General features: G+C 41.4%; 21 protein-coding genes and 1 pseudogene. 9 read left to right on the top strand and 13 right to left on the bottom strand.

The window, feature by feature from the left end:
• Positions 1–99: 99 nt before the first annotated feature.
• From NSTCB13_RS02755 to NSTCB13_RS02720, 8 genes are all read right to left on the bottom strand, one after another.
• Entirely contained in the window at positions 100–252 is a 153-nt protein-coding gene (locus tag NSTCB13_RS02755; protein WP_448271282.1) for a hypothetical protein, read from the bottom strand.
• Between the two features lie 24 nt (positions 253–276).
• Positions 277–417: a hypothetical protein gene (locus tag NSTCB13_RS02750; protein WP_448271281.1), complete on the bottom strand. Its 141-nt coding sequence runs from the start codon at positions 415–417 to the stop codon at positions 277–279.
• 14 nt (positions 418–431) lie between these two features.
• Entirely contained in the window at positions 432–677 is a 246-nt protein-coding gene (locus tag NSTCB13_RS02745) for a hypothetical protein (protein ID WP_448271280.1), read from the bottom strand.
• A gap of 363 nt (positions 678–1,040) precedes the next feature.
• Positions 1,041–2,129, bottom strand: coding sequence for a chorismate synthase (aroC, locus tag NSTCB13_RS02740; protein WP_322705086.1), 1,089 nt, complete (start codon positions 2,127–2,129; stop codon positions 1,041–1,043).
• A gap of 174 nt (positions 2,130–2,303) precedes the next feature.
• Positions 2,304–3,386: a photosystem II q(b) protein gene (gene psbA / locus NSTCB13_RS02735; protein ID WP_445628202.1), complete on the bottom strand. Its 1,083-nt coding sequence runs from the start codon at positions 3,384–3,386 to the stop codon at positions 2,304–2,306.
• A 254-nt stretch (positions 3,387–3,640) separates the two neighbouring features.
• Positions 3,641–4,315, bottom strand: coding sequence for a DUF2834 domain-containing protein (locus tag NSTCB13_RS02730; protein WP_448271279.1), 675 nt, complete (start codon positions 4,313–4,315; stop codon positions 3,641–3,643).
• A 119-nt stretch (positions 4,316–4,434) separates the two neighbouring features.
• Positions 4,435–5,565, bottom strand: coding sequence for a heat-inducible transcriptional repressor HrcA (gene hrcA / locus NSTCB13_RS02725; protein WP_448268588.1), 1,131 nt, complete (start codon positions 5,563–5,565; stop codon positions 4,435–4,437).
• Positions 5,566–6,035: 470 nt separating this feature from the next.
• On the bottom strand, positions 6,036–6,368 hold the full coding sequence (locus tag NSTCB13_RS02720) for a rhodanese-like domain-containing protein (RefSeq protein WP_322697507.1): 333 nt from the start codon (positions 6,366–6,368) through the stop codon (positions 6,036–6,038).
• Positions 6,369–6,526: 158 nt separating this feature from the next.
• On the opposite strand from NSTCB13_RS02720, the pseudogene NSTCB13_RS02715 reads away from it, so the two are divergent.
• The 3 genes and pseudogenes from NSTCB13_RS02715 (at position 6,527) to cysE (ending at position 9,970) form a co-directional block, all read left to right on the top strand.
• Positions 6,527–8,189: pseudogene (locus tag NSTCB13_RS02715) on the top strand (DUF3352 domain-containing protein).
• Positions 8,190–8,505: 316 nt separating this feature from the next.
• Positions 8,506–8,997 carry a hypothetical protein gene (locus tag NSTCB13_RS02710; protein ID WP_448271278.1) on the top strand — a complete coding sequence of 164 codons (492 nt, stop codon included), beginning with the start codon at positions 8,506–8,508 and terminating at the stop codon, positions 8,995–8,997.
• Positions 8,998–9,205: 208 nt separating this feature from the next.
• Complete coding sequence (gene cysE, locus NSTCB13_RS02705) at positions 9,206–9,970, top strand: serine O-acetyltransferase (RefSeq protein WP_322697504.1); 765 nt, start codon at positions 9,206–9,208, stop codon at positions 9,968–9,970.
• Between the two features lie 114 nt (positions 9,971–10,084).
• Here the strand turns inward: cysE and NSTCB13_RS02700 are convergent, their stop codons facing one another.
• Entirely contained in the window at positions 10,085–10,669 is a 585-nt protein-coding gene (locus tag NSTCB13_RS02700; protein WP_448271277.1) for an Npun_F5749 family FMN-dependent PPOX-type flavoprotein, read from the bottom strand.
• A gap of 162 nt (positions 10,670–10,831) precedes the next feature.
• On the opposite strand from NSTCB13_RS02700, the gene NSTCB13_RS02695 reads away from it, so the two are divergent.
• Genes NSTCB13_RS02695 through NSTCB13_RS02675 form a run of 5 tightly spaced genes read left to right on the top strand, consistent with a single transcriptional unit; the run spans position 10,832 to position 15,015 of the window.
• Positions 10,832–11,158 (top strand): hypothetical protein, encoded by a 327-nt coding sequence (locus NSTCB13_RS02695; protein WP_448271276.1) that lies wholly within the window; start codon positions 10,832–10,834, stop codon positions 11,156–11,158.
• Between the two features lie 33 nt (positions 11,159–11,191).
• Complete coding sequence (locus NSTCB13_RS02690) at positions 11,192–11,581, top strand: helix-turn-helix domain-containing protein (protein WP_445628212.1); 390 nt, start codon at positions 11,192–11,194, stop codon at positions 11,579–11,581.
• Positions 11,578–12,135, top strand: a complete 558-nt coding sequence (locus NSTCB13_RS02685; protein ID WP_445632213.1) for a transposase — start codon at positions 11,578–11,580, stop codon at positions 12,133–12,135. The genes NSTCB13_RS02690 and NSTCB13_RS02685 overlap by 4 nt, the downstream gene beginning before the upstream one ends.
• Positions 12,132–13,199 carry an ATP-binding protein gene (locus NSTCB13_RS02680; RefSeq protein WP_448271275.1) on the top strand — a complete coding sequence of 356 codons (1,068 nt, stop codon included), beginning with the start codon at positions 12,132–12,134 and terminating at the stop codon, positions 13,197–13,199. The genes NSTCB13_RS02685 and NSTCB13_RS02680 overlap by 4 nt, the downstream gene beginning before the upstream one ends.
• Complete coding sequence (locus NSTCB13_RS02675; protein ID WP_448271274.1) at positions 13,156–15,015, top strand: tetratricopeptide repeat protein; 1,860 nt, start codon at positions 13,156–13,158, stop codon at positions 15,013–15,015. The genes NSTCB13_RS02680 and NSTCB13_RS02675 overlap by 44 nt, the downstream gene beginning before the upstream one ends.
• 641 nt (positions 15,016–15,656) lie before the next feature.
• On the opposite strand, the gene NSTCB13_RS02670 is transcribed toward NSTCB13_RS02675, so the two are convergent.
• Complete coding sequence (locus NSTCB13_RS02670) at positions 15,657–16,421, bottom strand: Uma2 family endonuclease (RefSeq protein ID WP_448271273.1); 765 nt, start codon at positions 16,419–16,421, stop codon at positions 15,657–15,659.
• A gap of 404 nt (positions 16,422–16,825) precedes the next feature.
• Between NSTCB13_RS02670 and NSTCB13_RS02665 the strand changes: the two genes are divergently transcribed.
• The gene (locus NSTCB13_RS02665) at positions 16,826–18,169 is read left to right on the top strand and encodes a TMEM143 family protein (protein ID WP_448271272.1); all 1,344 of its coding nucleotides are present in this window, start codon (positions 16,826–16,828) and stop codon (positions 18,167–18,169) included.
• A gap of 85 nt (positions 18,170–18,254) precedes the next feature.
• On the opposite strand, the gene NSTCB13_RS02660 is transcribed toward NSTCB13_RS02665, so the two are convergent.
• The 3 genes from NSTCB13_RS02660 to NSTCB13_RS02650 form a co-directional block, all read right to left on the bottom strand.
• On the bottom strand, positions 18,255–18,563 hold the full coding sequence (locus NSTCB13_RS02660; RefSeq protein ID WP_322697496.1) for a KGK domain-containing protein: 309 nt from the start codon (positions 18,561–18,563) through the stop codon (positions 18,255–18,257).
• A gap of 286 nt (positions 18,564–18,849) precedes the next feature.
• Positions 18,850–19,911: a c-type cytochrome biogenesis protein CcsB gene (ccsB, locus tag NSTCB13_RS02655; protein WP_445629783.1), complete on the bottom strand. Its 1,062-nt coding sequence runs from the start codon at positions 19,909–19,911 to the stop codon at positions 18,850–18,852.
• 250 nt (positions 19,912–20,161) lie between these two features.
• Positions 20,162–21,931, bottom strand: coding sequence for a DUF3352 domain-containing protein (locus NSTCB13_RS02650; RefSeq protein ID WP_445629784.1), 1,770 nt, complete (start codon positions 21,929–21,931; stop codon positions 20,162–20,164).
• Positions 21,932–22,232: the final 301 nt, after the last annotated feature.

Here is a 22,232-nt window from a genome sequence, read left to right as displayed (position 1 = left end):
TGAAAATTGTCACTTATATATATTAACCCCCAAACAAAACCGATTATAAATGCAATTAGTATGACAAAATAAAACTCATTAAAGGCTATGTGATAAACATTAGCAAAACCGATGAATTAATTCTTCACGAGACAACTGCAACAGTAAAGGCGTAAACTCTTCTGGCGGTAACGATAATAAAGGTTCAATAATTGCTTGAAGCTCATTATCTATTTCACCAAAGCGAACTTTGAGCAAGTTTTCTACTACCAAGCGTTCTCCTTGCTGAATTCCTGTTTAGAGTCCTGTTTGGAGTCCCCGTTGTTCTCCTTCTTGTATCGCCTGTTCGCGGTCTTGTTGGTAAAGTGGTGCTAATCGCATAAGCAATTCCCTATCTTCCTCGTCTTGATTTTGAGTGACTTGTAAGTTTTGTTGCAAGTTGTACAGCAATTCTAACGCTGCTTTTCGGAAAGGATTATCGAGAGATTTAGTAGCCACTCATATTCATGATCATTTAAACTCATTTCTACGTCTAGCTTTTTTAGTATTTTATACAGTGGGCTGTCAGGAGATGAATCTTGATACTTGGTGGCTTGATATTTATTTTTTAGATTAGCAAAGCGTTTTATATCTTGAACAATTGCAACTGTTTGAGTAAGATTATTTTCTTGCAATAATTTGGCTTCTGAATCAGTCAAACTATTTTCTGAGTCAAGTTTCCAAAGTATCGGATACAAAACATTACCTATTGATGATTCCCAGTTTTTGGCAACTTTATACTTAGCTCAAGTCAGTGAGTTCAATACCTAAGTCAAGTTTTCGTAGTATGAGATACAGTAGGCTAGCGGGTGATGAATCTTGATATTGAGTTGCTTGGTACTTGGACTTTAAAGCAGCAAAGTGTTTTAAGCGATTTTGAGACTCTTTATCCATATTGATAGTAGATGCGATCGCACGTAGTTAAATGTGTCATTCGCTACTATAATAATACAGATAAAAAAGGGCGAGTCAGACACCCACCCCCGAAGCATAAATATTTTCTGAAAGTCAAAGTATAATCCCTACAACACCTTACACTGTCCATGATGTCGTAACAAATGGTCACACAATACCAGCGCCACCATCGCCTCCACCATTGGAACTGCACGCGGTAACACACAAGGATCGTGTCGTCCTTTCGCAGCTAATAGCGTTTCTTCACCTTCACGAGTTACTGTTTTTTGCTCTTTTCTAATTGTCGCCGTCGGCTTAAATGCAACTCGTAAAATGATATTTTCCCCGTTGGAAATTCCCCCCTGAATACCACCAGAACGGTTAGTTACAGTGCGAATTTCACCATTTTCATCAATATAATATTCGTCGTTATGCTCAATTCCGGTTAACAACGTTCCGCCAAAACCGGAACCAATTTCAAAGCCTTTGCTAGCCGGGAGAGACATCACACCCTTAGCGATATCAGCTTCCAATTTATCAAATACTGGTTCGCCCAAACCTTTCGGCACGTTACGCGCTACACATTCTACAACACCGCCGATAGAATCACCTTGCCTCCCAACTTGCTCAATTAATTCAATCATGCGATCGCTACATTCAGCATCGGGACAGCGCACGATGTTGCTTTCCACCTGTTCTAAGGTAACGGTATTTGGATCGACTACACCTTCCAAGTCTTTGATGCGCTTGACATAACCAATAACTTCGACATTGGCAACTTGACGGAGAATTTTTTTTGCGATCGCACCGGCTGCTACTCTACCAATTGTCTCACGCGCTGACGACCTACCCCCGCCTTGCCAATTGCGAATGCCATATTTTGCATCATAAGTTGCATCCGCGTGAGAAGGGCGATACTTCTCGGCCATCTCGTCGTAGTCTTGCGACCGAGTGTCTTTGTTCCGTACCAAAATCCCTATAGGCGTTCCTAATGTTTTGCCTTCAAATACACCCGATAAAATCTCGCAGGTATCGGCTTCTTTGCGAGGTGTCGTAATTTTACTTTGTCCCGGACGCCTTCTATCTAATTCTACTTGAATTTCTTCTGCCGAAATTTCTAGTTGTGGAGGACAACCATCAATCACAACCCCCACACCACCGCCGTGAGATTCACCAAAAGTAGTTATACGAAATAGATGACCAAAAGTGTTGCCCATGATCTTAAAGAAAAAGGATGAGGCTTATGTATTTTAACTAGAGTTTGTGCAAAAGTTAATTTTTATGCTTTGGCACTCGGAATGTTTGACGTATAGCCTATTTTTTATCTATACAAATGAGAAAGCGCCCTCCGTTACCAGAGGGCGCTTTCTTAATTCAGCTAAACTTCAGAATTAACCGTTGATCGCAGGAGCAGTCAGAGCAACAGGAGCGGAATCGCCAGCAGCCAAATCCAGAGGGAAGTTGTGAGCATTACGCTCGTGCATAACTTCCATACCCAGGTTAGCGCGGTTGATTACATCAGCCCAAGTTGAAATGACACGACCTTCAGAGTCAATTACTGATTGGTTGAAGTTGAAACCGTTCAAGTTGAACGCCATTGTGCTTACACCCAAGGCGGTGAACCAGATACCGATTACAGGCCATGCTGCTAAGAAGAAGTGCAGGGAACGGCTGTTGTTGAAAGAAGCGTATTGGAAGATTAACCGACCGAAGTAGCCGTGAGCCGCAACGATGTTGTAAGTTTCTTCTTCTTGACCGAACTTGTAACCGTAGTTTTGAGATTCGGTTTCGGTGGTTTCACGAACCAAGGAGGAAGTTACAAGAGAACCGTGCATCGCAGAGAACAAGCTGCCGCCGAATACACCTGCTACACCTAACTGGTGGAAGGGGTGCATCAAGATGTTGTGTTCTGCTTGGAAGACGATCATGAAGTTGAAGGTTCCACTTATACCCAAGGGCATACCATCACTGAATGAACCTTGTCCGATCGGGTATACCAAGAATACTGCACTTGCTGCTGCTACTGGTGCTGAGTAGGCGATCGCAATCCAAGGACGCATTCCTAAGCGGTAGGATAGTTCCCATTCACGACCCATGTAGCAGAATACGCCAATCAGGAAGTGGAAGATTACCAACTGGTAGGGACCGCCGTTGTACAACCACTCATCAAGGGATGCTGCTTCCCAAATTGGGTAGAAGTGCAAACCGATGGCGTTGGAGGAAGGTACTACTGCACCAGAGATGATGTTGTTTCCGTAAATCAAGGAACCTGCTACTGGTTCGCGGATTCCATCGATGTCTACTGGAGGTGCGGCGATGAAGGCGATGATGAAGCACGCGGTGGCGGCTAGCAAGGTGGGGATCATGACTACGCCGAACCAACCGATGTAGATCCGGTTATTGGTGCTGGTGATCCATTCGCAGAATCGATCCCATACATTGGCGCTTGAGCGCTGTTGTAAGGTTGTTGTCATTGTTTTATAAATGCGATTATTTGCAGATGAATTTAGGTAGGTTTGACTACCTGTTACACATCTTAAAGAATTTATTGCGTTTTGTAAAGTACTTTCAGAAAAAATTTTCTCTTGGGATTTACGCACCCACAGAAAATCCCCAAACCTTTGAAAAAGCGGGGACTTGGGGTGATATCACTTTGGATTTTAGACTTTCCTGCGGAACGCTACGGTTAATCGAACGATTTTAGATTGTGAAAAATGCACTTTATTCTTCAATTCGTTGCTGGCTGCTTGGATATGGACTCTATACCCACTTCTTGTAAAGGTGGACGCACAGATAAATAAACCAATGGCCCAAATAGCGGTATCAAGGCTATTAACCAGAACAACTGCGGATTCTTCCAACCGCGACGCGCCATATCATCCCCCAGCAATGTGGGAAATAATAGGCAAAGTAAGCAAAAATCTAAACTCATCACATGAATGAAGCGGTTAGTTTGCCACTCTTGCACAAAATTGCTCCAATCTCCACCTCTTATACCGTAGGTAACTAGAATAATCGTGGCTATTGTCAATACAAAACCAGTCACACGAGAATCTAGTAATTTGAGCAAGATATTCTTTTTACCGACAAACTGATTATTTGGTTCTCTAAAGGCTAAGTACGGCAACAAAGCGAAAGCACCAACTCCGAAAGAGACAGTAGCAAACAGCCAAGCAGGTATTTTTTGCCCTCTACCATCAATGAAGACTACTGCACTGTAAATAAGAGGCCAGATGCCCATGAGGTTGAATAGTGCTATGACTAAGGGGTTAATGCCTTGCCACTGTCCAATAGAAAGGTTTTTGATTAACTCGAATGTACCAGGTTGCTCAGGAGGCGCGAGGAAAAAAGCATAGACAACAAATCCCAGCCACAGTAGACTAAAGGCAATTTTTCTAAGCATGAAAGATTTAAGTAGTATTAATTATTGATTTTGCCGTTACAAATCCGGCTATCTGCTTGCTATGGTATTGTTTGCTCGCCTAGAGGCGTAGCGGCTTGTTCCTAAAGATTAATCGCTAATTAAGGATTGAAATAACTGAAAGCTTCTGAGAGATAATCAGCAGCAGATGCTACTACTGCGATCGCACTTTCATAATCTAGGCGCGTTGGCCCCAAAACTCCCACACTTCCTACAGGTATCGAACCTCGGCGATAGTTAGAAGAAATCAAGGTGCAGGTGCGTATCGGTTCTAATGGATTTTCTGCGCCAATGCGAACCGTTACTTTTGGTTTTCCACCATCCTCCGGTTCTGGTTCTTCAAATATTAATCGCCACAGTTGGTCTTGTTCTTCCTCCAACAGGTGGATAATTGTTTGTACCTGCTGTAACTGGGAAAATTCTGGTTGGCGCAAAACTTCTGACACACCCCGAACCATAATTTGGGTTGCAGTCGGTGCAAGAGTGCGACGAGTCAATTCGGCAACTGAGTTTTTCAAAAATTCCCCGTAGCGTTGGAACTCTTGATCTAGTTCGCTCCAGTTGAGGTTGGCTAATTCCAACAGACTTCGCCCCCGCAAGTGGGTATTCAAAAAGTTAGAAACAATCTGCAACTCGCGATCGATTACCTCTGAATCTCGTTGTGTTTCTTCTGGTGTTGGCGACAAATCCATCAATTTAGAATGTGTCTCATAACCATCAGTCACTACAATCAGCATGATCCGCCCAGCTTCAATTTGCACTAATTGCAGATGTCGCAATAGCGCTGTAGTCGTTTGCGGCATAGTGATCAAGCTAATACAACCACTCAAGGTTGCTAAAATCTGCGCGGCTCCTTGTAGTAAGGTTTCTAAACTGCGATCTTCCCACTGGAGATGCTTTTGCAGTGCTATCTCTACTTCTCGCCCTAAAGTTTCTGTTCGTATAGTTTCTGTCTGCGACACGCTGCGCGAACGCAGAGAAGGTGTAATTAGCTGGTCAACATAAATACGATAACCTGAATCTGAAGGTACACGTCCAGCAGAAGCGTGTGGTTGGTAGAGCAATCCAGACTTTTCTAAAACACCCATGACATTGCGAATTGTCGCCGAGCTTACGCCAAGGTCATACTCCTCGACCAAAGCCTTTGAACCAACAGGCTCTGCCGTAGCAATGTAGTGACGTACCGTTGCCCAAAGTATATGCTGTTGTCGATTTGTTAACTGAACTTCCATTATCCTATGTTTTGCTGAAGGCAAATTTTAATCAAACTCTGAAGAAATTTGTGAATTTAATCGAAAACAGAGAATATTAATAATTTATTAAGATAGCAAATTATATAATTATATTATGATAAGTATTTTTAAAGTTTATATACATACAGCATTTTTTAAGAGTAGGGTTGAAATAGTAGCTCAACCTTTTTTCAAAAGCTGCTAGTTATAATGTACCCTTACGATGCTTCTTTCTAACCGTACTTTTGCACAAATTTGCGCTTGCAATAGTATTATTAGATACATATCTGTTGACAATGGCTAGTGCTAAAGTGGGATTTGGGCACAGTCAAAAAGTTTTGTGCAAATGTACTTTATGCCCAAATTGCAGGCTTTTCGGTGAGCCTATAAAGTGATGTACTTATGCCTCTAGCATAGCAAAAGTCAGATGGAAGAGTCAGTTCCATCTGAGTGACGTATCCCAGCAAAAGCTAATACTGGGGAATTGAAGGGTCTACTAATTGGGAATAGGCATCAATACCACCCGAAATATTTTGCACATTTGTAAAACCTTGAGCAATCAACCACTGGCACATTTGGGCAGAGCGGATGCCGTGGTGGCATAACACCAAGGTTTCGGCTTCGGGATTGAAGAGGGTAGGTACTCGATCTCCCCATTCGGCAAATTGACTTAAAGGTAGGTTTACAAAGCCCTCAATGCTAGCGATCGCCAATTCTTCTGGTTCACGCACATCTACTAGCTGAATACTTACATCACTAGAAGAAAGACGTTGCGCCAGTTCTTCTACACTAATTTGGTTCATGGGTTGACTAAAAGAATTCCCGATAAACAGTCCTAATCCTATTTATGGTGACAGAAAATCTCTGCCTTTGCATGAGTATCCATTCTCAAGAAGGTTGATTAATTCTGCTAGGCTTTCTGCTTAAATGGCTGTAAACCGTCTTTTTTAATAGGTTTAATGTGAATAGGCAACGTTCATTTATCGGTTTTATCGTCGCTGGGGCGATCGCCCTGCTAGTAATTGCGATCGCAGGCTTTTACTGGTTTTTCGCCAAAAGTCCGGCTAACCTTATTGCTTCTAGCTCTGGGCCTGGTGCAGCCATATTCGTGTCAAAACTTTCCCCTGCAATGGTTTCATTATTGACCAATCCTGACCGTTTGCAGGCGTTGGAGCGTGAAGAAGAACTATCTAAACTCAAAACCAGTTTATTCGGCAAGAGTGGCATAGATTACAAACAAGACATTCAACCCTGGTTAGGGGACGAAATTACATTAGCGGTTACTACCTTAGATATCGATCGCGATCCAGAAAACGGACAGCAGCCAGGGTATCTGTTAGCAATAACAACCAAGCAACCAGAGAAAAGCCGCGAGTTTGTCGAATTGTTATTTTCCAAACGGGCCTTAGCTGGTGCAAACTTAGCTGTTGAACAATATAAAGGTGTAAAGCTGATTTCTGACAATTCTCAACCAGAACAAGATTTGCTTGCTGGTGCTGTTGTCGGTGAAAGCTTCGTCTTATTTGCCAACGACCCCAAAAGTATTACGAGATGCGATCAATAACGTCCAAGCGCCCGATCTGAATTTAACTAGCTCACCCGAATACCAAAAAGCTACCAAAGAACAGCTCAAAGGGAAATTGGCTGTAGCTTTCTTGAATCTTCCCATCGTCGCAAAATGGCAAGGGTTAGAGTTACCAGAACAACTTTATAACAGTCAAATTATATCCTTAGTGTTGAATCCCCAAGGATTGCTGGCAGAAACCAGCATTTTGACTTCATCGGAAATTGTCCCTCCATCTGCACCGTTATCTAAACCTGTGGGAGCATTGCAGTATGTTCCAGCATCCGCAGGTTTAGCAATTTCCGGCTCGAATTTAAGTAATTTGGCTGATAGTGACTTAGCCAAACTCTGGAAACAAGCAACAGCAACTATATATGGTTCTGGGGAAGATATAGTTTCCCGATTAGCAAAACCTTTGGTGGATGTTCAAAAACGCTGGGGTATAAACTTCCCAGAGGATATTTTCAGTTGGGTACAAGGAGAATATGCCCTAGCATTGTTACCTGATAAAGAGCAAATAACCCCCCATTGGATTTTTGTAGTAGAAAAATCCGAAAGTGTGGAAAAAGGTGTTGCTCGATTAGATGCGATCGCCTCATCCAACGGACTCAGCATTAATCCCTTAACTATAGATAAGCAAAAAATCTCAGCTTGGACAGAGTTAACCACAGCTACAAAAAAAAGCGATGTCAAAGAAGGAGCATCTTTCAGCATTGAAACAAAAGTGCGGGGATTGCACACAACTTTAGGAAATTACGAAATTTTTGCGTCTGACTTGGAGACGATCAATGAAATTCTCACAACCAAGGATAATTCCATAATTAACAATCCTAATTTCAAAGATAGTATCGCTGCAATTCCCCTACCAAACCAAGGTTATGTATATCTCGACTGGACAAAGAGCCAGAATTTGTTAGAGCGTCAAGTACCGATTCTCAAACTAGTGGAAGTCTTAGGTAAACCATTTTTTAACAACCTGCGATCGCTCACAGTCAGTAGTTATGGAACTGACACGCGATCGCTCAAAGGTGGCGTTTTCTTCAAACTCCATAATTCGTGAGATTTTCATAAAAGCTCAAAGTAGAGAAGGGAAAAAATTCTTTTCACTTCTCTACTTTCTTGCCTCATAATATTTACGTAGATATTCTGTAATATTTGGTAACTAATGTCTTGATTGCAAAAATTCCCCACTATCAACGGGCGGATTTAATGTTGCTGTCTAGATCCAGAAATAACCAAGCAATTAACAGTCCACTTTGAAAAACATTAACTGTGGCACATTTGATTGTGGCACAACCAATTGAAATTTCACTGGAATTTTTTTACTAGAATATGTATATATCACTACTTATTTAAAAGCCTGTTGGAGGGCTACTATGAAATACTGTCGCCCCCGACTTCAGTTTTGCGGCGGTTGGCTGTTGGCTATACTTACCGCGATCGCAGCTACCCCTGCAATCGCACAAACAGCAAACTTTGCTACTTTAAACTTATCAGCAAACTTTGATTCATCACAAGGAACAGTGCAGGGATTTACAGGTGGTTCTTACTCATTGTCTGCCATAAGTAACCGCGATCGCGATCAAAAAGCCTGTATTGGCTTTGCCGATTCCAAACCAGATCACATTATGGTTTTGGAAAAGGACTTTCCTCAGCTAACAATCCAAGTTGATAGCAACAACAACGACACCACTTTAATCATCCAAGGCCCAGATAAAACAACAATTCGTTGCGGCGATGATACTGGCAAAAGTAAAGATGCTAGTGTTAGCGATCGCGACTGGAAAAAGGGCACCTATCGGATTTGGGTAGGTACATTTAATCCTGGAGTCAAGCGGGATTATACTCTGAAAGTGGAGCAGCAGTGAAGTGGGGAGTAGGGGAGGCAGGGGAGCAGGGGAGCAAGGGAGACAAGGAGACAAGGAGACAAGAGGTGAGAACTTGCAACAAGTTTTTCCCCTTATCCCCAATTCTCCTTGTCCCCTTGTCCTCTTCCCTATGCCCAATTTTTAGGTGTAACACCTGAGAGGATAATATGGGATAGTAGCTTGTTGTGCTTTCCGAGGGTGCTATCTCGTGCTATCTATACTGCGTGCTGACTTTCGTATCATATTTGAACGTGACCCAGCTGCCCGTAACTGGTTGGAAGTTTTATTTTGTTACCCTGGTTTGCAAGCCTTGTTATTCCATAGGCTGGCTCACTGGTTGTATAGTGTTGGTCTTCCCTTTATTCCGCGCCTGATTTCTCACTTGGCTCGGTTTTTTACTGGAATTGAAATCCACCCTGGTGCAACAATTGGGCAAAGTGTGTTCATTGACCACGGCATGGGTGTCGTAATTGGTGAAACTGCGATCGTCGGAGACTATGCTCTAATTTATCAAGGTGTCACCCTTGGGGGTACTGGTAAAGAATGTGGCAAGCGCCATCCTACTGTGGGCGAAAACGTCGTAGTTGGAGCTGGAGCGAAGGTACTGGGCAATATCCAAATTGGCAATAATGTCCGTATTGGTGCTGGTTCTGTTGTTCTCAGAGATGTGCCTTCAGACTGTACTGTGGTAGGTGTGCCTGGGCGCATTATGTATCGTTCTGGAGTTCGGGTTTCACCTCTTGAACACAATAACTTACCAGATTCAGAAGCTCAAGTAATTCGTGCTTTAGTAGACCGGATTGAAGCGTTGGAAGAACAAATACAAACCCTTCAGCGCAACAATTCTTCAGACAAAACTCCTGTTTTATTGGGTGGTTTAGCAACGAAAGAGGATGAACCAACCCACGATACTCGCTGGTGCAACCTCAAGGATAAGACCATCCAAGAATTTCTAGATGGTGCTGGCATTTAAAAAGTGAGAAGTTAAAAGTGAGGAGTGAGGAATAAAAATCATAAATGCAGGTTTGCAATTTCCAACTCCTAACATTTTGTAGAGACGCAATTAATCGCCTCTCTACTCCAATATTTAAGGATTAATCGCTTGGCTAGACCACTCTTGCTGGTCATCACGGTGGTAAAGCCATCGATTTTGTGGTTCGCCGCGTAATTCTAAATGGTCTACTTGCACTGGGTCTAGTAGCAGTAGACAAAAATTAGCCATTGGCTCGACCGGATCGGGTGCTGGTGGCTCAAAGGCTCCTGCTTCTTGGTTTCTGGGTTTACCAGGATGCGGCCAAGCAAACTGTAAACGCGCCGCATCACTCAATTCTTGCCACATGGCGATCCGCGCTAGCTGTAGATGTCGATCGGAATCATTACCGCTTACTAGGGTTAAACAGCCAGTGATGCGGAATTGTTCTCGTGTATTGGGGAAGTACCAGCAAACTTCTGCCCAAGGTTGTTGCTGTATCCGATCTGTTTTGGCGCTACGGTTATCGGTGATAAATTTTAGCTGGTTTGTACCTTCTAGGAAGCCGCGAAAAACTAGGGTACGATTAGCGGGGCGGCCGTTCGCTTGTAGCGTTGCTAATTGCAGGTAACGGGCATAAACAAGGCTGCGGTTGCGATGGAGTGCATGAGCGATCGCACCTCGCCAAGGAGCAAGAGACATTATACAATTCTGTTGGTAATCTAACGCCAGGTATTCCTGAACATACTATCACTTCAATACTTCTGGTTGAGAGCCAGTGATTATTAAAAGTTATCTAACGCCAAGAAGCTTTAAGATTTTGTTGCTGTAATATATATAAATTATTAATATAAATAATACCTAATGAGTTCCTTACCTGCTAATCGTGCTAATACTCTTAAAGCTGCTTTTCGTGTTTGTGATGTAGCTCCTCTAGTGAGTAATAAAGACATTGAACGTTATTATGTTAATTTATCAAAAGTTCGCAAGACAGAAGCAATTAATACTATTAAAACTCGCTTAAGTTTTCTTGAACCCGCAGAATTTTGCAGCCTTCTATTTACTGGACATCGAGGATGCGGTAAAAGCACAGAATTAAGGAAGATTCAACGAGAATGGGAATCTCAATATAAAGTTATTTATATAGAAGCCGACGCTGAACTAGATATACAGCACTTTCGAGGTAAATGAGGTACACATAATATTGGTGTATCAAGACTTAAAATGAAAGCATACTCAATCGATTTACGAGAAAAAATAGTAAATACTTACGAAAAGGGTGGTACTTCAATAAGAAAGGTTGCTGTGCAATTTGGTGTAGCAAAAAGCTATGTGCAAAAGCTAATCCAACTTCATAGAGTGCAAGGACATCTAGAACCTAAAAAGCAAGGTGGAGCCATGAAGGGTAGGTTAGATGATTTCGTGAGCGAATTAGCCGAAATGGTTCAAATTTACCCAGACGCAACTTTATTGGAATATTGCGAATATTTTGGAGAAAAATACAACGTTTGGGTGTGTGCAAGTGTGATGTGTTGTGCATTACAAAAACAAAAATTAACGCGAAAAAAAAGTGAAAGTGCAGCCAAGGAAAAACAGAAAGAGTCCAAAAACTGAGAATAGAGTATTGGGAGAAAGTAAAGCAAGTAGACCCAGAAGACCTTGTATTTATAGATGAAATGGGTGTTTTACTTGGCTTAACTAGAACTCATCAAAGAAGCGAGCGCGGTACTAGAACGTATAATTTTAAACCATATTACCGGGGAGCAAAAATAAGTGTAATCGGAGGAATTAGCTTAAAGAAGGTTTTAGCCGTGATGACTTTAAACGGCTCAATGGATGGAGATGCATATAAAGTTTTTGTAGAACATTTTTTACTTCCGCAATTATGGGTTGGTGCAGTCGTTGTAATGGATAATCTACCTGCTCATAAAGTCGAAGAGATTAAGCTTTTGATTGAAGGAGTGGGAGCAAGTGTTCTTTATCTATCTCCTTATTCTCCTGAATTCAATCCAATTGAACATTGGTGGTCACAATTAAAAGCTTTTCTGAAACAATTTTCTCCCAAGAGTGCATCTGTCGTTGATGGTTTAATTAAAATTGCGCTGAAACTAGTTGATCCAAAGCATCTAAAAAATTGGTTTACTAATTGCTGCTACTGTACCTCATGAACCTCAAATTTGCTGTATTAGACGCAGAATACACAGATTTATATTTAGTAATTATTAAAAAACTTGCTGATGTACTATACGCATCGGAATTAAATTTTGATGCACAACTTTTAAATAATTTTGAGTCTTGGTTTAAAGAAATTACTCAAGAAACTGAACAAACAGTTGAAAGGTCAGTAAGTGTCGGTGTTCAAGCAGAAGCAGGAATAAAGATTCCCTTTATTTCAAAGCTCTTGAGTAAAATACAAGCTCAAATTAAAGGTGCTGACAAACAAAGAAAGACGGTTCGGCAGAATTTACAAAAAGATATTGGTCGTTTACAAGCAGATATAAATTTGTTGCTAGGGGATGCTTTTGTCAAGCTTAAATCCAAATATCCTGAATACGAAAAGGGATTGTTAATTATTTTTGATAACTTAGACAGAGTGCCCCCAAATGTAGCTAAACATTTATTTTGTGATTATGCATTTCAATTACAAAGTCTACATTGTACGATTATCTATACAGCGCCAATTTCTATTGTCTATTCGGAAAATAATTTGAGTAATTCCTTTGACACACCTAATATTGTGCCGATGGTCAACATATATGAGTTTGAACAAGACAAAAACGAGCTAGATTATAATGATGATGGTATAACAGCAATTACGAGTTTAATTGAACAAAGAGTTGAAGTAGACGCAGTATTTGAATCGCGTCAATTATTGGTAGATTTAGCCAAAGCAAGCGGCGGTCACATCCGCCAATTGATGCAAATAGCATCAAAAGCATTTATTACAGCAGCAACTCGTGAGCATGAAAAAGTTACTGCTGATGATATCACTTATGCGATTAAGCAAGAGCAGTTTAATTTTGAGCGGAGTATATCAACAGAATACTATTCTGCTTTGGCTGCGATATATATCAACAAAGATGTTTCTAAAGATGAAATCGGCAGATTAATGCTGTTCAATCTTTGGGTTTTTGAATATAACGGCAAAAATCGCTGGAATTATGTTAATCCAGTTGTGAGGCAAATCCATGCTTTCCAAGAAGCAGTCAAATCAGCCACAAGTAACCCCTGAGTTAAATTTAGAAAAAGAAACTTTTGTGCAAATAAATCAGCAGTCATTAGCGGAACTGTTAACCTTTATTGACTTTGCTGACACTCAGTTAACGATTGGGTTCGTTGCTGTTAACTTTGCAGAAGATAGAAATACTTTAATTGAAATCCTCAACAACCATCCTCAATGTCATGAGATTCAGTTTGAACTTCTCAATTTTGCCGACCCTAATTTGCGTTTTTTAAGGGATGAGATTATTCGTGATTTAAAAGAAATTCATTTAGAATCAGATAAAAAATTAGTTTTAATTGTGATCGGTTTAGAAAAGTCTATTGGTTTATCTGGGGAATATCCGCCTGTACTGCAAGACTTGAACTTTGTCCGAGACGCTTTTACTAATAGTGTTCCTCACCCTATACTGATATTTCTGCCAGATCATGCCCTAACACGTTTGGCAAAATATGCCCCAGATTTTTGGGCATGGAGAAAAGGAGTATTTTATTTTCAAACAGTCCAGTCTACTCAAAAGTTGGCTATTGAAAAAACTATTCAGTCTGAGAGAATATTAGGAAGTTTAGATTTACCAGAAAGGCAAGAGCGGATTGATTTACTTGAGCGCTTGCTAATGGAATCATCAACTGATGTACGCACCCGCATTACTATTTTGCAGGAGTTAGGGGCAGCTTATAAGAGTATTGCTGAGGTAGAAAAAGCAGAATATTTTTTGCTAAAAGCTTTGAAGTTGACTGAAGAAGATGGAAATTTAGCAGGAATCAAAGCCAGCGTTCTCCACGAACTGGGTGACACTTATCATGATTTAGGAGAATGGGATAAAGCGGTGACATTGCACGAACTAGCAGGTATCTACACCAACAAAGGGGATGTGGATAAAGCGCTCGCATTCTACAATCAGTCTTTGGAAATAACTGAACGCATTGGTGATGTCCAAACCAAAGCGTTAACTTTGCACGAACTGGCAGGTATCTACGTCAATAAAGGGGAAGTAGATCAAGCGATCGCACTCTACAATCAGTCTTTGGAAATAACTGAACGCATTGGTGATGTCCAAACCAAAGCGGCGACGTTGCACGAACTAGCAGGTATCTATGCTGACACAGGGGATGTGGATAAAGCGATCGCACTCTACAAATGGACTTTGGAAATAACTGAACGCATTGGTGATGTCCAAAACAAAGCCGCGATGTTGAGCAATCTAGGAATTCTTTACGCCAACAAAGGGGAAGTGGATAAAGCGATCGCAGTTTACAATCAATCTTTGGAAATAACACAACGCATTGGAAATGTCCAAGGTAAAGCAGCGACATTGAGCAATCTAGGAATTCTTTACGCTAACAAAGGAGAAGTAGATGAAGCGATCGCACTTTTCAATCAGTCTTTGGAAATAACACAATGCATTGGAAATTTCCAAGGCAAAGCGGTGACGTTGCACAATCTAGCAGGTATCTACGCCAACAAAGGGGATGTGGATGAAGCGATCGCACTTTTCAATCAGTCTTTGGAAATAAATGAACGTATTGGTAATGTCCAAGGCAAAACAACGACGTTGAGCAATCTGGGAGTTCTTTACGCTAACAAAGGGAAAGTGGATGAAGCGATCGCACTTTTCAATCAGTCTTTGGAAATAAGAGAACGCACTGGAGATGTCCAAGGCCAAGCAATGACTCTGTGGTGGTTAGGACATTTGGCAGAACAGCAGGGTGAATACACTAAAGCGATATCCTATTTGCAACCAGCTTTAGAGATTTTGCAGCGAGTGCAGTCACCGGATGCTGAAAGTGTGAGTGCAAGTCTTGATAGGGTAATGCGTAATTCGTAATACTTCGACTGCGCCCTTCGACTACGCTCAGGACAAGCTCAGTACAAGTTCGTAATTCGTAATTACAGCACCTAAAGTTTTTTGTCTCACGCAGGCAGAGAGAAGTTTGAGCAGTGGCTTTTGCCGATCAAAACTTCTCCTATCGGAGACGCTACGCGAACGGTGGGCGCAAAAGCGCAGAGAAGAAAGCGAGAGTGTTTTTTAAATATATGAAAATTGCTGTAATGAGTCTTTGATACTCGTGAACGAGTCTTTGATACTCGGCGACGAGTCTTTTTTACTCGCGGATGAGTCTTTGATACTCGGCGACGAGTCTTTTTTACTCGCGGATGAGTCTTTGATACTCGGCGACGAGTCTTTTTTACTCGCGGACGAGTCTTTTTTACTCGCGGACGAGTCTTTGAACTCCATTAATGAACCTCGGAGCTTCGTTGATGAACGTCAGAGCTTCATTCGTGAACCTCAGAGCTTCGTTGATGAACCTTTGAGCTTCATTCGCGAACCTCGGAGCTTCGTTGATGAACCTTTGAGCTTTATTCGTGAACCTCAGAGCTTTGCTGATGAACCTCGGAGCTTCATTCGTGAACCTCAAAGCTTCGTTAATGAACCTTTGAGCTTCGTTAATGAGTTTTTACAGCAATTCAGGAAAGAGAATCAGGATCTATGCCAAGCGATCGCAACTGTTCTGCGAATAATTCAGCACGTCGTTGTGCTTGTTGAGCTTTTTGTTCTGCTTGTTGAGCTTTTTGTTCTGCTTGTTGAGCTTTTTGTTCTGCTTGCTGGGTTTTCTGTTGAGCGAGTTTTGCGTTTTCTTCGGGTGTTAAAAGCTTTTCCCCTTGTTGGTTATACCAATACAACCACTGGCGAGGAATGCCTAGATAAGTTCCCCGTTCCATGCCAATTCCTAAACCAATCTCTGGCAACCAAACGGGATTACCATCTTCTAATGCAGTGTAACCACCATTAATTAATTTGTATATTTCCAACCGTGGCTTTCGACGACGATTTGGATTGTAGATTACATAATATAAAATCCCTAATTTCGCATACTCTGCTTTTTTAGTAGAGTACTCACCACGATATTTTTGAGATACTACTTCTAGCGCTAATATTGGTACTCTCCTCTCTTCCCAAAGCACATAACTTAGACGGAGGTTTTCATCATAAAATCGCTCTACGCCCAAACTCAAAAACCCATCTGGGACTATTGCTGGTAAATCTGGGTCATAATAAATACCCATATCTACACCAAAAAACCAATCCATGCGTTCTGGCCAAGCCATTGCCAGAAGCGCTTTTAGTAAACCGGGAATCAAATCTTGCAATTCATTATCCACGGGAGTCTCGTCAGAGTCAGGTAGCTCCTCAGATGAGGGCAAACAAGCTAATGGATCGTAATTTAGCATGATCGATTTCCCATTCCTCAGTTATGAGTACATCTTTATTTTATTAATGAATCTTGATGGTAATTTAAATGAGAGAATCAGGATCTATGCCGAGCGATGTCTACGATGGTCACTGAGCCAAGTCGTACCACTTCGTGGAAGCAAGCTACGCGCAGCGTCTCGTAGAGAAGTGCGGGCCACGCCTACGCACTTTTCAATCAGTCTTTGAAAATAACAGAACGCATTGGAGATGTGCAAGGCAAAGCAAATATCCCTACTCACTTTTTCCCTCGACTCAAGAAAAAACTGCTAGATTTACCACCCAGGATACTAGAATTTAGTTACCAATGAAGAGATAATGTCTCATGGCCGACGTTTTCGTGGGATGTGGCAAACCCTAGTTAGATTCTGATTCATCTTTGAATATGACTGTTTCCGAAAATCGAGAAGCGTTTATTCCCTACACTCGCAGTGATATTATCAAACTTTGCCTGCAAGACGGTCAGCTAGATGAAGCTGATGTCAAAAAATTTCAAGATTTCTGCCAAATCCTCATTGCTTACTATCACTTTCGCTTCCACAAAACCTTAGAAGTTATCAAAGATAACTACGTACCCTTTAACCCTAATGCAGAGATTCAACCAGTAACTCCACCAACATTCGAGCAATATGATGACATGGAGTTGAAAGTAGTTGAAGCCTTTGGGCATATTGTTGAAAGAGCTAATTATATTCTTTTACCTGAATCGATTCTCAAACGAGCGCTGGCAACCAAATCTCTCATTGAATTGAAAACTAAAGTAAATTTTGAGGATTTTGACCGCTTGATTTGTTATTACCGGGGTGATAGTTCTAAAAAAATTTCGGTAAAAAAATTCTTCTTTTGGCAAGAAGAAAAAACGATTGATATTTTTGAACGGATAGTTTTGTTAGTCAAGTTCAAAGAAGCAGCTTACTTTCGGGCGAAGAAAGACAAGATCCAAGAATTAAAATTCATTCCCGGTAAGATGTATGTTTACTTCTACAAAAATATTCCCAAACTAGATGTTGACTTAATCTTTCCCAATGTCAAAACAAGTATGACCTGGAAAGATCGGTTACTATTTGGAATTCCGGCGATTGGCGCGGCAATTCCTTTGATATTAAGAACGTTGCCGAATTTATTATTAATAGTTGCTGCAATTTTACTAGTACTAAATGTTACTTTTTGGGTTGAATCATTAAATGTAGAGTTGGATAAAGTCAGAAATTTTATGCCCGTCTTGGTGGCAGCTTTATCATTAGCGATCGCTTTGGGTGGATTTGCCTTTACGCAATACACTAATTACAAAAATAAAAAAATTAAATTTCAAAAAATTGTAACTGATACGCTATTTTTCAAGAATTTAGGAAACAATCATAGTGTTTTTCAAATGTTTATGGAATTAGCAGAAGAAGAAGAATGTAAGGAAATTATTCTGGCATATTATCACTTACTGACTAGCCCCACACCATTAACTCCTCAACAATTAGATTCTCGCATTGAAACTTGGATGGACAATAAATTAGGCACAAAGATTAACTTTGATATTCAAGGGCCTCTAAGCAATCTAGAAGATATTCGCGGCCAAGTAATTCAAAATAGCAAAACAACAGACAAAGTACCAGAAGTCCCTTTACTAGCCTACGATCGCCAAGGAGCATGTCACGTTTTACCTTTGGATGAAGCTAAAGCAGTAATTGATTATGTTTGGGATAATGCTTTTCGATATAACGGGATAATTTTGTAGTTTAGTCTCTCGGTTATTTGTAAACATCAAGAGGCGCATATCCCCCAATTCTTGAAGAAGTTGGGGATATTTTGCTTATTGAGTATTAATTTTCCACTTGTTTGAGTTTTTGAAAAATTTCATCAAGTGGTGACTCAGATTCATCAGGACAAAATTCTAAAGCAAGTCTCACTTTTCCTTTTTTCCATCCCAAATTACTAAATTGTAAAACTTCACAATTTAATCCTTGGGTATACAAATTTACTTCATCTGTTTCTTCTGCTCCAATATATTCCTTAATTGCTGTAATCAAATCGCGGACTTTAAAAGTTTTAGCAATATTTAACTTATTAAAAGTGTCCGGTTTTATAGACACAACTTCATCATGGTTTAGTATCTCGAATCCATCTTCCATAAAAATCTCCTGTTAATCAATTTATATTTTCCAGAGATATAACAGTTCATCCGAAATAAAATGATAATTTAGTCATTAGTCATTAGTCCTTAGTCCTTATCAATAATAATTTTTGTCTGGCGCAATCGCTCTTAGCGATTTAGTAAAAGTAAGGGCAAAGAAAAACTCTGCCCTCCTCTGTGTTTCAACTTAAATACTTAACTCACCATAGTTTTACAAGATACCAAGTCCTGATTTATGAGTAAAAGTAAAATACTCAATACTCAGTACTGTCTTAGTGAGGTTCTTAGAAAAACCAACCGTAAGAATGCAAACCTTTACCCAAAAGATTCACACCGAGATAGCAAATCCAAACTACAAGCAAACCAGCAGAGGCTAAAATTGCCGGACGGCGCCCTTGCCAACCGCGAGTAATTCTGGCGTGAAGGTAGGCAGCGAACACTAACCAGGTGATTAATGCCCAAGTTTCTTTCGGGTCCCAACTCCAGTAGGAACCCCAGGCTTCGTTAGCCCAAACGCCACCGGCAATAATGCCAATTGTCAGCAGGGGAAAACCTAGTCCAATGATGCGATAGCTGATGTTGTCGAGAGTTTCGGCAAGGCTAAGGCGCTGGGGTGAAAGAGGTTCAGCAGATGCAACGGCTGGCGATTCAGGGGTAGTTACTAAATTCAAAACAGCGGTGTTTCCGTTACCGTTGCCGTTGCTACTAGTTTCAAAACGAGCAAAGCCGTTATTTTCGACAGCAGGGGTTGGTGGTTGAGAAATTAGTTCAGATGCTTTGTGCAAGCGGTAGCCGTTGCTGCGATAGCCACCAGTACCAACAGAACTGCCTTGTAGTTGGATGTTTTGACCGCGAGTGACAATTAAAAAAGCGATCGCTAATAACGAACCCACCATCAAAGCAGAATAACTCAGCATCATAACGCTGACATGCATCATCAGCCAATTTGACTTCAAAGCAGGTACTAAGGGTTCTGACGCTTGCATCTGGGATGGTAGTGTCATAGTAGCAAAAGCAGTAATAGCCATTGCCACCGGAGATGTCGCAACTCCTACTAAGCGACTACGGCTACTATTTTCGGCAATCAGATGAACAGCGGTAATTCCCCAAGCTAAGAAAAACAGAGATTCATAGAGATTACTTAAGGGAAAGTAACCAGCTTCGATCCATCGTGCCCCTAGTAGAGTAGCTATACACAAATTTGCGATCGCCATCCCAGCTGTCCCCAAAGCGGCTAGATAAGGCAGATTTGGAAAAGCCGCTCCTCCCCAATACACCAGCATTGTCAGGAATAATATGGCAAAGGACGCATTGTCCAGCCAGTTCTGGAGTACAACCAAATTCATAAAGTCTTCTCTCCGTGGATGATTTAAAATATCGATTCTGACTGTTTTGATCCTATATGTTTAGAGGGGAATCGGGAATGGGGGATTGGGAATGGGGAATGGGGATTGGGCATTGAACATGAAGAAGAGACAAGGGAGATAAGGAAGAGGGGGGAGACAAGAGAGAGACTTGTTCAATAATTCCCCCTTGTCTCCCTTGTCTCCCTTGTCTCCCTGCTCCCCTGCACCCCTGCTCCCCTCCTCCCACTGCCTATCTAACAGAGTTACTCTTACTCTTTTCTGGACTAGGCAATGTAGTTGCGTTAGTAACTTTTTTAAGTTCGATAAAAATATCGTAACGGTTACTACGATTGTCGCTGACAGCAGATGTCATCCCAATTGTGCGCGTTGCATCTAGCAAAGTTTCTTGATTGGGAATTAGAGTTGGTAAAGGGAAATTTTTCACAGTTCGTTCCACATCCAGAAAAAATTGACCGTTTGTCGGATTGGGTTCTGTAGGAACTGTTTGTTGGAAGGGAAGAGTGCCAGCTAGTGTGTAGTTAGGTTTGGGAACAATTTTATCGGTGATGGGAGCGCCCACTACCAAGAAAGCGACATCTCCATCTAACCAACCGTGGGTAGCAGTTAACGTACCATAAGGTGATACCCAGTTAACAACGGGTTGACCTGCGACTTTCCCCGGTTGCACTTGGAACTGGTATTGATTTTTCATCACTTCATCCAGCTTACTGATGGATGCTTCAGCTAATTTGCGTTGGCTTTGCCCGCCGTAGTCATCGTTTGTCTGTACCATGAACAGCAAACCCGCACGAAAATCATTTGGTGAACCTTCTTTTGGAGTAGCAGGAATTACTGATAAAGAAAACTCCCCTTTCATCCAACTAAGCAAATCCTTCTCCAAATCAAGATCGGTAAGAGATTTTATCCCACCTCTAATCTGTTCTGGTGCGATCGGTGATAAAGGATTTCCCTGAGATGTTAAAACATAGTCTCTCCACAACCTCTGTAAATTACCACCAGTAAGCATCATTAAGGTTTCGGCTGGTATGCGGCTTTGCATTTTCCCAGCTTTGTTTTCCACTGTCAGCACGCGTTGACTATTAGGGTTTAACCAAGAAACGCCCTTGAAGCGGATTCCTTCTGACTCTAAAGTTATTGTCCCTGCTAAACCTTGGTTATTTTGCAGTTGAGCCAAAACTTGAGCAGGCAAAGGGCGGTTTGGAGAAGCCGCGGCTATTTTCGCTGCTGTTGGCACATTTACATAAAACTGTCCAAAGGGTTGGTAATTGGCAATTTTTGGGAAATTCTCAGCAAAGCCGCCCGTTGTCGCTAGGGATGTTTTATTTTTGTAAGCATCGATCGCTCGCTCTGTGGCTTTGGGACTATCAGTTATGACTAAAAAATGCCCATCTAGTAATGCAGCCGAGAAGTTTTGCCCTGCTTGTCCCTCACTTTGTTTAATGGCGATCCCTTGATAAGTGCGATCGCTCCATTTGCCTTGTTTAAGAATTTTGGGTTGTGCCAAAATACTTTTGGCGATTTCTGAATTTTTTACTGGCAATACCATTACCATCGACTGCTGATCGCTAGCAGCATCTTCATTGGTGGTAACTGGTTTGGGTGCAGGTTTATTCCCTATTGTTGGGGCAAGAATTGCGATCGTCACGTCATCGCCTACCCAAGGAGCGATATCTTTCTGGAAGTCGTAACCATTATTCGTCAGAAAGCGATCGCGTAACTGGACTAAATTTTTGTCCAGTTCTGTTTGGGTTTCTCTTGTCCCAAACTGCCGCAATTTCTGCCACTGCTGGGGATCTGTTGTTAAGGAAACCGCAAACAGGGCATCACCAGGAATAATATTTGCACCTACTAGCAAATCGCTAGAAGATATTTGTCTCTGGGCTAACAACCAGTAGGCCACACTCCCCGCACCAATCAATAACCCAGCAGCCGAGAGCGTCAGCACCAAAGACGGTTTCTTATTTTTCTTCATCTGAACAGACACAAGAGGCGGTGCCATTGAAACCTGTACCTCATATTTCCAAACTCATTACTTGCTAAATTGGTTAAGTCAACCAAAAAGTTTCTTGCGATCTAAGGTAGTTAATTTCATAAATTTTTCCACCATAGACATTGATGATATTTCGGTAATTAACCGTTCTTTACTGTTTCAAAGCGGTGTTTTAATGGTTAGTTACCTTTTTTAACACGCTTTCTTGAATTTCGCTGGACATTTCTAAAAACTGCTGTCTTTTTTAGAAAGTCTCCGAAAGTTAACATAGTTCATTTCAAGCACTTTGAGGATATAACTAACTTGAAAA

It is taken from the genome of Nostoc sp. DSM 114160 (assembly GCF_053470305.1).
The sequence above is the reverse complement of the archived record's forward strand: the minus strand, read 5'-3'. Positions and strand labels throughout refer to the sequence as shown.